We start from the raw sequence: 12,528 nt of genomic DNA, 5'->3' as shown, positions 1-12,528 counted from the left end.
TCCGCGTGACCCGACAGCAAGTACCCCCCGCGGAGGCCGGGTTTCCGGCCGGCGCCGGAGCGCTCCTCGAACTGTTCACCCTGCGCCGGGATCCGCTCCCGCGGCTGTCCCGCCCCCGGTGGCTGGCGCGGCTCCCGCACGCGGTGGTGCTGTACGCGGCCGTCTTCTTCGCCTTCCTCACCAACATCCAGCTGTCCGACCACTACGACGTGACCGGTGGACGGCCGCTGGCGCTGTCGCTGCTGACCGGGGTGTCGATCGCGGTGGGGCTGTCGCGCCCGATCGCCGGCTGGTGGCTGGGGCTGCTGGCGGCCGGCCTCGTCGCGTGGGCGATCCACGGCCATGGGGGAGAGGGCCAGAGCTGGCCCTGGCTGCCCGCCGGGTTCCTCGCCTTCGCGCCGCTGGTCCTGCTGGCAGCGCTGCGCCTGCCCCCGCGGGTCACCGTCGCGATCGTGTCCCTCCCCGTCGCCCTCGGGCTCGTCGCGGAGCTGGCGTTCCGGCCGCCGCACAGCACGACGAGCTTCTTCGCCGCCTCCCTCGTCCTCGGCTTCGTGGGACTCCTGGGGTACGCGCTGCGCGCGGTGCGCCTGGCCCGGGGCCAGCTCGTCGCCCAGGAGACCCTGACCGAGGAGGAGCGGGCCCGGCGCACCCTGCTGGAGGAGCGCAGCCGCATCGCGCGGGAGCTGCACGACGTGGTCGCCCACCACATGTCGGTGATCTCCATCCAGGCGCAGGTCGCCCCGCACCTGGTCGAGAACCCGTCCGAGGAACTGAAGGAGAACCTCGCCGGGATCCGGGAGAACGCGCTGGAGGCCCTGATCGAGCTGCGCCGGGTCCTGGGGGTCCTGCGGTCCGAGCATCCAGACGATCCCGCGGCCCCGCAGCACCCCCAGCCCACCCTCGGCGAGCTGGACGGGCTCGTGGACAACGTGCGCAGTGCCGGGCTGGAGGTCAGCACCGAAGTGGCCGGGACACGGCGGCCGCTGACCCCGGGCCTGGAGCTGACGGCGTACCGCATCGTGCAGGAAGCCCTCAGCAACTGCCTTCGCCATGCGCCCGGTTCCCGGGTGGAGGTGGGCATCGCCTACGGGCCGCGCGAACTGCACCTGTGCGTCGCGAACTCGGCTCCGGCCCGGCCCGCCCCGCCCTCCCTCGGCGCCGGGCACGGGCTGCTCGGGATGCGGGAGCGGGCGGGCATGCTGGGGGGCGAGCTGGTGGCCGGCCCGCGGCCCGGCGGCGGGTACGAGGTGAGCGCGGTGCTGCCCGTGGATCCGCCCGGCGGCTCCTCCTCAGAGAAGAAGAAGGACGCATGAGCACTCCGATCAAAGTCATGATCGCCGACGACCAGATGATGGTCCGGCAGGGCTTCACCGTCCTCCTGAACGCACAGCCCGACATAGAGGTGGTCGGTCAGGCCGTCGACGGGGCCGACGCGGTGTCGAAGGTCGCGGAACTCGTTCCGGACGTGGTGCTGATGGACATCCGGATGCCCGGGATGGGCGGCATCGAGGCGACCTCCCTCATCACCGGCGTCCCGGACGCGACGGTGAAGGTGCTGGTGCTGACCACCTTCGATCTCGACGAGTACGTCTACGAGGCGCTGCGGGCCGGGGCCTCCGGCTTCCTGCTGAAGGACGCCTCGGCCGACCAGCTCGCCGAGGCGGTCCGGGTGGTGGCGGCGGGCGAGGCGCTGCTGTCGCCGAACATCACGAAGCGGCTCATCACGGAGTTCTCGCGGATGGGGGCGCCCCGGGCGCCGTCGCGGGCCCGCATCGAGGAGCTGACGGAGCGGGAGACGGAGGTGCTGTCGCTGATCGCGCAGGGACTGTCCAACGCGGAGATCGCGGGGCACCTGACGGTCGCCGAGCAGACGGTGAAGACCCATGTGAGCCGGATCCTGGTGAAGCTGGGCCTGCGCGACCGGACGCAGGCCGCGGTGTTCGCGTACGAGACGGGTCTGGTCCGTCCAGCGGGGTACTGAAGGGGCCCTCGTAGTACTTGCGGGGGAAGCCGGAACATCCCCTTCGGCGCCGACGCGGACGAGGGGACGGGCGGCCTACGGTGTGGACATGACCGAGACGACCACCACCGGGGCCACGACCCGGCCGCCCGAAGTACGGATGGCTTCGGGCGTGATCCAGAACCTGCGGGACGACCTGCTCACCGATGCGCTGGCCTACCGGCCGCTCGGACCGATGCGGACGGACGGACCGCTGACGCGCCGGCTGCCGGGGCGGATGCGGGCCTCGGCCGCCTACCTCCCGCACGCCGTGGTGATGGCGACGGCCTTCTTCGTGTTCCTGCTGGCGGGGGCCGGCGGTCTGGGCGGCATACCGCCGCTCGAAGGTGCCGTGACGGGGCTGGTGGCCGGGGTACCGGTGCTGATGACCCTGGTGCGGCCCCTGGCGGCGTTCTGGGCGGCGCTGGCCGCGACCGCCCTGCTCGCGGTGCCGCACGCCGTGGAGTTCAGCTGGCCGTGGTCGCCGAGCACCTTCGTCGCCTATCTGGCCGTGCTGGTCTTCGTGGCGCTGCGGAGCACACCCCGGGCGGCCGGCTGGATGTGGCTCATCACCGTGCTGTTCGGGACGGCCGCGCAGATCCTGCTCGGCTCGGGCGGATCGGGCAGTGTCGCGCCGATGGCGTTCGCGTCGGCGGTGGCGCTGCTGCTGGTGGCGGTCCGCAACACCCGCCGGGAGGCGAAGCAGGTGGTCACCGCGCAGCTGGAGGTGACGGCCTTCGAGCGGGACCGGCGCACGCTCCTGGAGGAGCGGACGACCATCGCGCGGGAGCTGCACGACGTGGTCGCGCACCACATGTCGGTGGTGGCGATCCAGGCGGAGGCGGCTCCGTACCGGGTGAAGAATCCGCCGCCGGAGCTGGAGGCGGCGTTCGTCACCATCCGGGAGAACGCGGTGGCGGCCCTGACCGAGCTGCGCCGGGTGCTGGGCGTGGTGCGTTCCGCGGACTACGAGGCGCCCGATGCCCCGCAGCCGACCCTGGCTTCGCTGGACGGGCTGCTGGCCAACGTCCGGGAGGCCGGGCTGAGCGTGGAGAAGACCGTCACGGGTGCGGTGCGCGAGCTGCCGCAGGGCGTGGAGCTGTCGGCGTACCGGATCGTCCAGGAGGCGCTGAGCAACACGCTGCGGCACGCGCCGGGCGCCGCGGCCGGGGTCGAGGTGTCGTACGTACTGGGTGGTCTGGGGATACGGGTGGTCAACGGTCCGCCGGTCGGGGACGTGCGGCCCTCGCCGGGCGCCGGGCACGGGGTGACGGGGATGCGGGAGCGGGTGGCCATGCTGGAGGGGGAGATGACGGCCGGGGAGAACGCCTCGGGCGGGTACGAGGTGGCCGTGTTCATACCGGTGCCCAGCCGGCCGCAGGCGCAGGCCCAGGCGCAGGAGGAGCGGGCATGACGATCAGAGTGCTGATCGTCGACGACCAGATGATGGTCCGCGAGGGTTTCTCCGTCCTGCTGAACGCGATGGACGGCATCGAGGTGGTCGGCGAGGCCGTCGACGGCAGGCAGGCCATCACCCAGGTGGCGGCCCTGCGGCCGGACGTGGTGCTGATGGACATCCGGATGCCGGAGATGAACGGCCTGGAGGCGACGCGGCAGATCGTGGCCGCCGACACGGACGCGAAGGTGCTGGTGCTGACGACCTTCGACCTCGACGAGTACGTGTACCAGGCGCTGCGGGCGGGGGCCTCGGGCTTCCTCCTGAAGGACGCCTCGGCCCGGCAGCTGGCGGAGGGGGTGCGGGTGGTGGCGGCCGGGGAGGCGCTGCTGGCCCCTTCGGTGACGAAGCGGCTGATCGTGGAGTTCTCGAAGCTGTCGCAGGCTCCGCGCGTGGCGGATCCGGCGGGGGTGACGGAGCTGACGGAGCGGGAGACGGAGGTGCTGGTGCTGATCGCTCAGGGTCTGTCCAACGCGGAGATCGCGGACCGGCTGATGGTGGCGGAGTCCACGATCAAGACGCACGTGAGCCGGATCCTGGTGAAGCTGGGATTGCGCGACCGCACGCAGGCCGCGGTGTTCGCCTACGAGACGCGGCTGGTGACGCCTGCTTAGGGAACTTCGGGAACAGCACCCCGGACGCGGGCGCGGGAGCCGGCGCGCCGTGGACGCGAGCGGGCGCGGCTAGTCTGCGGGAATGGGCTTTGATCCGTGGGACTCCGCGTTCGTCGCCGATCCGTACCCGGCCTACCGAGAGTTGCGGGAGCAGGGGCGGGCGCTGTGGTCGGAGGCGACCGGGCAGTGGCTGGTGCCGCACTACGCCGACGTGAGCGCGCTGCTGCGGGACCGGCGGCTGGGGCGGACGTACCTGCACCGCTTCAGCCACGAGGAGTTCGGCCGGACGGCGCCGCCGCCGGAACACGAACCCTTCCACGTGCTCAACGACAACGGCCTGCTGGACCTGGAGGATCCCGCCCACGCGCGGGTGCGGCGGCTGGTGGCGAAGGCCTTCACCCCGCGGACGGTGGAACGGCTGGCGCCCTCCGTGGAGCGCCTGGCCAGGGAGTTGACGGACGGTCTGCGCCGCACGGGCGGCGGCGACCTGCTGACCGCCGTCGCCGAACCGTTGCCGGTGGCGGTGATCGCGGAGCTGCTGGGCGTCCCCGAGGCCGACCGCGGGCTGCTGCGGCCCTGGTCGGCGGACATCTGCGGGATGTACGAGCTGCGCCCGGCCCCGGAGACGGCCCGGCGCGCGGTGACGGCGAGCCTGGAGTTCAGCGCGTACCTGCGGGAGCTGATCGGCGCGCGCCGCAAGCGGCCCGGCACTGATTTGATCTCCGGTCTGATCGCCGCTCACGATGAGGAGGGCCGCCTCAGCGAGCAGGAGATGATCTCCACCTGCGTCCTCCTGCTGAACGCCGGGCACGAGGCCACCGTCAACACGACGGTCAACGGCTGGTGGGCCCTGTTCCGCAATCCCGAGCAGCTCGCGCGGCTGCGCGCGCACCCCGGATCGGCGGATCCCGAAAAGTTGTCCACAGCTGTGGATGAACTCATGCGGTACGACACACCCCTCCAGCTGTTCGAGCGGTGGGTGCTCGACGACATCCGGATCGGGGACACGGAGATCCCCCGGGGAGCCGAAGTCGCACTGTTGTTCGGTTCTGCGAACCGGGACCCGGCACGCTTCGCGCATCCGGACGAACTGGACCTCACCCGGTCCGACAACCCCCACCTGACCTTCGGCGCCGGAATCCACTACTGCCTCGGCGCACCCCTGGCCCGGCTGGAGCTGGCCGCCTCCTTCGGCGCGCTCCTGGACCCCGCGCTCCCGCCCGTACGGCTCGTGCGCGAACCGCAGTGGGGCGACGGCTTCGTCATCCGGGGCCTGCGCGAGCTGCTCGTGGAGTTCTGACCCGCCCGGAGAGCCGCCCCGTCCCCGCCACCCGCTCGTGCGCCCGGCCGTGCGCCCGCCCGCCCCCCGTGGACAGGCGGCCGCACGGCCGGGAGGGGCTCAGTACCAGCCGGTGCAGCGCGTGGTGCCGGTGGTGTCGTTCCAGCCGCAGGCCCGCATCACGAAGCCCGCGTCGTTGTAGGCCCCGGTGTGGGTGTCGCTGCCGGACTGCACGGTGGTCATGCCCATCGGGCCGGTCCAGGTGCTGCCCCCGTTGCTGGAGCGGTCCACCCAGACCTTGTCGCCCGGGTCGGCGGTGTAGATCCGGCCCCACGCACAGCGCGTGGACGGGCTGTAGCGCAGCTCGATGTGGATGGAGTCGACGGTGGCCGTCTTCTTCGTGACGGGATCGCTCGTGGAGCAGGCCTGCGCCCCGGTCCCCGCCGCGTGCGCGGCGGTTCCCGTGACGCCGAGTCCCGCGACCAGTGCGACGCCCGCCGCCAGGACGGCGGCCTTCCTCGTGAACTGCATGTGATCCCCCTGTGTGACGTCGAGGTGATCGGCACGCCGGCCGGCGTGCTGTCGGTCGGACCCCGTGGGGCCGACCCCCGTAAGGTCCCCCGGACGGCCCCCGCGGCGCGTCAACCGCAGAGTGGACTCCCCCGGTAAACCTCCGCGTCAGTACGGCGCCCCCACCCGCTACACCCCTGGTATGACGACCACCGCCCGGGCCCCCGCGTAGGGTTCGCCGATGCGCACCAGGGCCTGGCCGGCGGCAGACCGGTTCCGCGCGGCAGACCGGTTCCGCTCCGTCGACCCCCGGCTCGCCGACGCCGTGCTGGCGCTGGGCCTGATCGCCGCCGCGGCCGTCACCGGACAGCAGTACCACCCGGCGGGCTGGCCCCCCTTCGACGCCACCGCCTATCTGCTGACCGCGCTGACGGGGCTGCCGCTGGCCGCGCGCCGGACCGCCCCCGTGGCCGTCCTCGTCGCGTGCTGCCTGGCCTTCACCGGGTACCTGGCCGCCGGGTACCAGCCCTCCCTGAACTTCTGGAGCCCGCTGATCGCGCTGTACGGGGTCGCGGCCCGCCGTCCGCCCCGGACCGCGGCCGCGTGCGCGGCGCTGACCGCGGCCGTGGTGCTGCTCAGCGGGCTGAGCGCCCGTGAGCTGGGGCTGCCGGTGGCGGTGTTGCAGGCCCTGGTCGTCCCGGCGGTGGTGTGGGCCTTCGGCAACGGCGCCCGCCTGCTCGACGAGCGCAACCGCCAGCTGGCCGCCGTCACCGCCCAGTTGCACCGCGAGCAGGAGTGGCGGGCCCGCCGCGCGGTCTCGCAGGAGCAGCGGCGCATCGCCCGCGAGCTGCACGACGTGGTCGCCCACCACATGTCGGTCATCAGCGTCCAGGCGGGCATGGCCGGTTACGTCTTCCCGTCCGCGCCCGAGAAGGCCCGGGCGGCGCTCGGCACGATCGCCGAGACCAGCCAGGAGGGGCTGCGCGAGCTGCGCCGCATCCTGACCCTGCTGCGCTCGGCCGCCGACGAGGAGCCGGACGCCCGGCGCGGCCCGTCCGCGGACGGCGACCGGGGCGACGAGCGGACCCCGTACGCGCCGATACCGGGCCTGGCGGGGCTCGCGGAGGCGGCGCGGCGGGTACGGGCTGCGGGCGTCGCGGTGGAGCTGCGCACCGGCGGTGTTCCGAGGCCGTTGCCGCCGGGCGTGGAGCTGTGCGCGTACCGGGTCGTCCAGGAGGCCCTCACCAACGTCATCAAGCACGCCCCGGCGGCGCGCGTCGAGGTTCTCGTCGCCTACCTCCCGCACATCCTGACGGTCACGGTCACCGACGACGGCGGCGCCCCGGCCGGCGCCCCGGGCGGCTCACCCGACGGCCGGGCGCGCCGACCGGATCCGGCCAACGTTGCGGCAGGACCGGGGCACGGGTTGATCGGCATGCGCGAACGCGCGAGGCTCTACGGCGGAACAGTGGCCGCCGGCCCGCGGACCGAGGGGGGATTCAGCGTGCGCCTCACCCTGCCGGTCACCGCCGCGCGTCCCCTCGGACCGGAGAACCGGCCGCCGGCATGATCCGGGTCCTCGTCGTCGACGACCAGATCCTGATCCGGGCCGGACTCGTGGCGCTGCTCCAGGCGGCGCCCGGCATCGAGGTGGTCGGGGAGGCCGAGGACGGCGAGGGCGCCGTGGCCCGCGCGGCCGAGACCCGCCCGGACGTGATCCTGATGGACATCCGGATGCCCGGCCTCGACGGCACCGCCGCCACCGAGCGGATCCTCGCCCGGGCGGTGGACCCGCTGCCCCGGGTCCTCGTCCTGACCACCTTCGACCTCGACGAGTACGTGTACGCCGCCCTGCGCGCCGGAGCCTCCGGGTTCCTGCTGAAGGACACCGGTCCGGAGCGGCTGATCGAGGCGGTCGCCGCGGTGGCCCGCGGCGACGTGCTCTTCGCCCCGAGCGTGACGCGCCGCCTCATCGAGGCCTACGTGAACCGCTCGGACCCGGTGCCGGACACCCCCGCCGCCCTCGACGCGCTCACCGCCCGCGAGCGGGAGGTGCTGCGGCTGACGGCGCGCGGGCTGTCCAACACGGAGATCGCCGAGCTGCTCTTCATCAGCGAGGCGACCGTCAAGACCCACCTCAACCGGACCATGAGCAAGCTCGCCCTGGACAGCCGTGCCCAGGCCGTCGTCGTGGCGTACGAGACGGGCCTGGTCGTCCCCGGCGGCCCGCCCCCGACCGCCTGAGCCGGCCCGCCACCGGCCGCCACCGGCCGCCACCGGCCGCCCCGGCGCCCGGCGCACCGTCCCGCGCCTCAGCGCGGCAGGGTGAGGGACCAGGCCGCCGGGTGGTGGGTCCAGGTGCGGCGGCGGACCGGGCCGGTCAGGAGGTGGTCGGCCCGGTAGCGGAAGTCCGCCCCGGACACCGTCACCGCCTGCGCGCGCCCCGTCAGCGGCGCGCCGCCCGCCACCCGCACCACGACCTCCGCCGGGCCGCCCCCTTCGCCGGTCCGCACCGCCACGTCCTCCACCGGCTGGTCCACGTCCGCGAGGACCACCCCGTCCACCCGCACCTCCACCCGCAGCCGGTGCCCCGCCGCCGCCGGCCCGGGCAGCAGCGTCCGCAGCAGCGAGCGGTAGCCCCCGCCGCGGCGCGCCGAAGCGCCCGCCGCCTCCGCCGCCCCGGAAATCCGCAGCCCGCCCAGCACCACCCCGTCGCTGTCGTCGACCAGCAGGTCCCGCGGCCGCGTCACCCCGTCCAGCGCCGCCCTCGCCCCGAGCACCGCCGACAGCGGCACCCCGAGCGAGCGGGCCAGCGCCAGCGACCCCGCCGGCCCCACCGGCACCAGCGCGACCGCCCGGTCCACCGGCCCCCGCTCCCGGTGCAACAGGGCCACGGCCCGGACCAGCGCCCGGTCGTCGCCGACGATCACCGGCCGCCGATGACCCCGGCGGGCCAGGGCCCGCGCAAATTCCTCCTGCGAATCCGGGAGGCAGATTTTCGCCGCCGCCCCCGCTGACAGCACATCCTTCGCGATTCGCACGGACTCGCCGTCAAGACGGCGGGCGACCGGGTCGACGAGCACGAGCAGGCCGCCTACCGGCGCGCCCGCATGGCTCATGGTGGGCTCTGGAGCCGACACCTCGGTCCTTCCTCGGGTAGCATCTTTGTGCAAGAGGCCCTTGCGCTATTGCGCCAGGGCCTTCGTCTATTCCGGGGCACCGGTCCGACGGCTCAGCCTGCGGTGTACATCGTCGTACGCCCCCTGACCTTGGACATGCCCCATCCGGAAGAGGTGTACGCCTGTGCCCGCTCTTGTGCTGCTCGGAGCTCAGTGGGGTGACGAGGGCAAGGGAAAGGCCACCGACCTGCTCGGTGGTTCCGTCGACTATGTAGTGCGTTACCAGGGTGGCAACAACGCCGGCCACACGGTCGTCGTCGGCGACCAGAAGTACGCGCTGCACCTTCTCCCTTCCGGCATCCTCTCCCCCGGATGCACCCCGGTGATCGGCAACGGCGTCGTCGTCGACCCGGCCGTCCTGCTCTCCGAGCTGCGCGGCCTGAACGAGCGGGGCATCGACACCTCCAAGCTGCTCATCAGCGGCAACGCGCACCTGATCACGCCGTACAACGTCACCCTCGACAAGGTCGGCGAGCGCTTCCTCGGCAAGCGCAAGATCGGTACGACCGGCCGCGGCATCGGTCCGACGTACGCGGACAAGATCAACCGCGTCGGCATCCGCGTGCAGGACCTCTACGACGAGTCGATCCTCACCCAGAAGGTCGAAGCGGCGCTGGAGGGCAAGAACCAGCTCCTCGCGAAGCTGTACAACCGCCGCGCGATCGAGGCGGAGGCGATCGTCGAGGAGATGCTCCAGTACGCGGAGCAGATCAAGGGGTACGTCGCCGACACCACCCTGATCCTGAACAACGCGCTGGACGACGACAAGGTCGTGCTCTTCGAGGGCGGCCAGGGCACCCTGCTCGACGTCGACCACGGCACGTACCCCTTCGTCACCTCGTCGAACCCGACCGCGGGCGGCGCCTGCACCGGTACCGGCGTGGGCCCGACGAAGATCAGCCGCGTCATCGGCATCCTCAAGGCGTACACGACCCGCGTCGGCGCCGGCCCGTTCCCGACCGAGCTGTTCGACGAGGACGGCGAGGCCCTGCGCCGCATCGGCGGCGAGCGCGGCGTGACCACCGGCCGTGACCGCCGCTGCGGCTGGTTCGACGCCCCGATCGCCCGCTACGCGACCCGCGTGAACGGCCTGACGGACTTCTTCCTCACCAAGCTGGACGTGCTGACCGGCTGGGAGGAGATCCCCGTCTGCGTCGCGTACGAGATCGACGGCAAGCGCGTCGAGGAGCTGCCCTACTCGCAGACCGACTTCCACCACGCGAAGCCGATCTACGAAACCCTTCCGGGCTGGTCCGAGGACATCACGAAGGCCAAGACCTTCGCGGACCTCCCCAAGAACGCCCAGGCGTACGTGAAGGCCCTGGAGGAGATGTCGGGCGCCCCGATCTCCGCGATCGGCGTCGGCCCCGGCCGCACCGAGACGATCGAGATCAACTCGTTCCTCTAGGAACCGCACCACCCGCACCACCCGCACCACCCGCGGGGACAGGGCCCCGGAGCTCCGCGCTCCGGGGCCCTGTCCGTGCCCGGCGGCCCCGTACGGGCCCCGTGGCGCCGCTCAGCAGAACGCCTCGCGCGCCACGGCGGCGCCCTTGTTCCAGCCCTGGGTGTACGTCGCGTTGCCGGAGGCCGGGGCCCGCACGTCGCAGTCGCGCCGGGCGGCGTCCCAGCCCTCCCGGACGCCGGCCTTGTAGGGATTGCCGCCGACGGGCCCGCTCCCCTTGGCGCCCGTGCACCTCGTGTCCGTGTTGCCCTGCCGGACCGTGTACGGGGCGTCGCCCGTCTTGGGCATCGAGAAGGTGCCGTCGGCCTTCACGGTGAACCGCTGCGTCGGACTGTCGGTCCGCGCCAGGACGGCGGTCCCCGGCTGGAAGCCGTGGCCGGACAGGGTCGCTGTCCCGTCGGGCCGGACACCGGCCAGGGAACACGCGGCGGGGGGCGGCACGGCCGCGGGGGACGAGGCCCGCGCGAGGGCGCCGGGCCCGAGGGAGAGGGCCCCCGCCAGCACGGGGGCCAGGACGATCAGACGCGTACGTCGGTTCATGGTGCCGCTGCCTTCCACGGGGGACGGGGCCGTCGTTTGCGCCCCTCCATCGTCTCCCCGGGGGCCCCGTGTGTCGTCGCGAAGGGTTACGTCCCCGGACCCCGTCACCCGACCCGTGCGCCGGTGCGCCCGTGCGCCGGTGCGCCCGTGCGCCGGTGCCGCGGGTACCACCGGTGCCGCCCGTGCCGCCGCCCGGCGGGCGGCCGCACCGGGGCGGGCCTAGCCTGAAAGTTCCCTCGGGCAACAGGAGGAACCGTGGTGAAGGCGAGCCTCATACCCCTGCGCCGGGCCTGCGCGGCCGCCGCCGCGGCGACCGTGCTCCTCGTCCCGGCGGGCGCCGTCCGCGCGTACGGGGCGCCCGCCGCCCCGGCGCCCGCGGCCCCCTCCCCCACCCCTTCTCCGGACGACGGCTTCGCCCGGCTCACCCCCGCCGTGGCGGCCGAGCTGGACGCGGCCATCCGCACGACGATGGCCGAGACCAAGGTCCCGGGCGTGATCGTGGGCCTGTGGGCGCCGGGCAAGGGCAGCTACGTGAAGACCTTCGGCGTGGCCGACAAGGAGACCGGCGCCCCGATGCGGACGGACCTCGGGGTCCGCATCGGCAGCGAGACCAAGACCTTCACCGTCACCGCCCTGCTCCAGCTCGTCGACCAGGGCAAGGCCGGTCTGGACGACCCCATCGGCAGGTACGTCTCCGGCGTCCCGAACGGGGACCGCATCACCCTGCGCGAGCTGGCGGGCATGCGCAGCGGACTCTTCAACTACAGCGAGGACCCCGCCTTCGACAAGGCGCTCACCGGCGACCCCGACCGCGTCTTCACCCCCGGCGAGCTGCTGGACTACTCCTTCAGGCACCCGGTGCAGTTCGCGCCGGACGCCAAGTTCGAGTACTCCAACACCAATCTGATCCTGCTGGGCCTGGTCATCGAGAAGCTGACCGGACGCCGGCTGGCCGACGTCGTCAACCAGGACGTCATCAAAGCGGCCGGGCTGCGCCACACCCTCTTCCCCACCGGTTCGGAGTTCCCCGCTCCGCACGCACAGGGCTACACCGACCAGACGGCCTCCGGGAAGGTGGAGAACTCCACGGACTGGGACCCCTCCTGGGCCTGGGCCGCCGGGGCGGTCACCTCCGACCTCCAGGACCTGCGCAGCTGGGCGAAGACCCTCGCCACGGGCACCCTCCTGACGCCCGCGACGCAGGCCCAGCGCCTGAAGACGAAGCCGATCGGCATCCCCGGCGACGGCTACGGGCTGGGCATCTTCGACATCCAGGGCTGGATCGGCCACAACGGCTCGATCCCCGGCTACGAGACGCTGACGGTGTACCTGCCGCAGGCGCGGGCGACGATGGTCGTCCTGCTGAACACCGACGTCCTGGTCAACGGGCAGGAACCGAGCACCCTCTTCGGCGGCGCGATCACGCGCGTCGTCACACCGGGCCACGTCTATCCGGGCAAGAAGCCCCCCGTGCACGGCCGTTAGC

General features: G+C 73.3%; 12 protein-coding genes. 9 read left to right on the top strand and 3 right to left on the bottom strand.

Translation table 11 applies throughout. The annotated features are described in order from the left end of the window. The first annotated feature begins 5 nt into the window (after nt 1–5). The 5 genes from ACGFXC_RS15075 (at nt 6) to ACGFXC_RS15055 (ending at nt 5,369) form a co-directional block, all read left to right on the top strand. Entirely contained in the window at nt 6–1,313 is a 1,308-nt protein-coding gene (locus ACGFXC_RS15075) for a sensor histidine kinase (RefSeq protein WP_393712867.1), read from the top strand. Continuing rightward, nucleotides 1,310–1,981: a response regulator gene (locus tag ACGFXC_RS15070; protein ID WP_393712865.1), complete on the top strand. Its 672-nt coding sequence runs from the start codon at nt 1,310–1,312 to the stop codon at nt 1,979–1,981. The genes ACGFXC_RS15075 and ACGFXC_RS15070 overlap by 4 nt, the downstream gene beginning before the upstream one ends. A gap of 88 nt (nt 1,982–2,069) precedes the next feature. Beyond that, nucleotides 2,070–3,413, top strand: a complete 1,344-nt coding sequence (locus tag ACGFXC_RS15065) for a sensor histidine kinase (protein WP_393712863.1) — start codon at nt 2,070–2,072, stop codon at nt 3,411–3,413. Then, a complete protein-coding gene (locus ACGFXC_RS15060) occupies nt 3,410–4,069 on the top strand; it encodes a response regulator (protein WP_393712861.1) in 660 nt (219 codons plus the stop codon). Before ACGFXC_RS15065 ends, ACGFXC_RS15060 begins: the two co-directional genes overlap by 4 nt. Nucleotides 4,070–4,151: 82 nt before the next feature. Further along, a complete protein-coding gene (locus ACGFXC_RS15055) occupies nt 4,152–5,369 on the top strand; it encodes a cytochrome P450 (RefSeq protein ID WP_393712859.1) in 1,218 nt (405 codons plus the stop codon). 99 nt (nt 5,370–5,468) lie between these two features. Here the strand turns inward: ACGFXC_RS15055 and ACGFXC_RS15050 are convergent, their stop codons facing one another. Beyond that, complete coding sequence (locus ACGFXC_RS15050; RefSeq protein WP_393712857.1) at nt 5,469–5,879, bottom strand: DUF2690 domain-containing protein; 411 nt, start codon at nt 5,877–5,879, stop codon at nt 5,469–5,471. A 220-nt stretch (nt 5,880–6,099) separates the two neighbouring features. Between ACGFXC_RS15050 and ACGFXC_RS15045 the strand changes: the two genes are divergently transcribed. Further along, complete coding sequence (locus ACGFXC_RS15045) at nt 6,100–7,428, top strand: sensor histidine kinase (protein WP_393712856.1); 1,329 nt, start codon at nt 6,100–6,102, stop codon at nt 7,426–7,428. Beyond that, the gene (locus ACGFXC_RS15040; protein ID WP_393712854.1) at nt 7,425–8,102 is read left to right on the top strand and encodes a response regulator; all 678 of its coding nucleotides are present in this window, start codon (nt 7,425–7,427) and stop codon (nt 8,100–8,102) included. Before ACGFXC_RS15045 ends, ACGFXC_RS15040 begins: the two co-directional genes overlap by 4 nt. 68 nt (nt 8,103–8,170) lie before the next feature. Here the strand turns inward: ACGFXC_RS15040 and ACGFXC_RS15035 are convergent, their stop codons facing one another. Continuing rightward, nucleotides 8,171–8,977, bottom strand: coding sequence for a diacylglycerol kinase (locus tag ACGFXC_RS15035; protein WP_393713194.1), 807 nt, complete (start codon nt 8,975–8,977; stop codon nt 8,171–8,173). A gap of 184 nt (nt 8,978–9,161) precedes the next feature. On the opposite strand from ACGFXC_RS15035, the gene ACGFXC_RS15030 reads away from it, so the two are divergent. Further along, nucleotides 9,162–10,445, top strand: a complete 1,284-nt coding sequence (locus ACGFXC_RS15030; RefSeq protein WP_393712853.1) for an adenylosuccinate synthase — start codon at nt 9,162–9,164, stop codon at nt 10,443–10,445. Nucleotides 10,446–10,556: 111 nt separating this feature from the next. On the opposite strand, the gene ACGFXC_RS15025 is transcribed toward ACGFXC_RS15030, so the two are convergent. After that, nucleotides 10,557–11,042, bottom strand: a complete 486-nt coding sequence (locus tag ACGFXC_RS15025; RefSeq protein ID WP_393712852.1) for a hypothetical protein — start codon at nt 11,040–11,042, stop codon at nt 10,557–10,559. Nucleotides 11,043–11,297: 255 nt separating this feature from the next. Between ACGFXC_RS15025 and ACGFXC_RS15020 the strand changes: the two genes are divergently transcribed. Next, on the top strand, nt 11,298–12,527 hold the full coding sequence (locus tag ACGFXC_RS15020; RefSeq protein ID WP_393712851.1) for a serine hydrolase domain-containing protein: 1,230 nt from the start codon (nt 11,298–11,300) through the stop codon (nt 12,525–12,527). Nucleotide 12,528 lies beyond the last annotated feature (1 nt).

The organism is Streptomyces sp. NPDC048507 (genome assembly GCF_043199995.1).
Taxonomy (GTDB): Bacteria; Actinomycetota; Actinomycetes; order Streptomycetales; family Streptomycetaceae; genus Streptomyces.
This window is presented reverse-complemented; position numbering and strand designations above follow the sequence as displayed.

Bases quoted from the DNA above. Each gene is read 5' to 3' on its own strand.
- ACGFXC_RS15070 (WP_393712865.1), top strand. From the start codon at position 1,310: ATGAGCACTCCGATCAAAGTCATGATCGCCGACGACCAGATGATGGTC.
- ACGFXC_RS15065 (WP_393712863.1), top strand. From the start codon at position 2,070: ATGACCGAGACGACCACCACCGGGGCCACGACCCGGCCGCCCGAAGTA.
- ACGFXC_RS15060 (WP_393712861.1), top strand. From the start codon at position 3,410: ATGACGATCAGAGTGCTGATCGTCGACGACCAGATGATGGTCCGCGAG.
- ACGFXC_RS15055 (WP_393712859.1), top strand. From the start codon at position 4,152: ATGGGCTTTGATCCGTGGGACTCCGCGTTCGTCGCCGATCCGTACCCG.
- ACGFXC_RS15050 (WP_393712857.1), bottom strand. From the start codon at position 5,879: ATGCAGTTCACGAGGAAGGCCGCCGTCCTGGCGGCGGGCGTCGCACTG.
- ACGFXC_RS15045 (WP_393712856.1), top strand. From the start codon at position 6,100: ATGCGCACCAGGGCCTGGCCGGCGGCAGACCGGTTCCGCGCGGCAGAC.
- ACGFXC_RS15040 (WP_393712854.1), top strand. From the start codon at position 7,425: ATGATCCGGGTCCTCGTCGTCGACGACCAGATCCTGATCCGGGCCGGA.
- ACGFXC_RS15035 (WP_393713194.1), bottom strand. From the start codon at position 8,977: ATGAGCCATGCGGGCGCGCCGGTAGGCGGCCTGCTCGTGCTCGTCGAC.
- ACGFXC_RS15025 (WP_393712852.1), bottom strand. From the start codon at position 11,042: ATGAACCGACGTACGCGTCTGATCGTCCTGGCCCCCGTGCTGGCGGGG.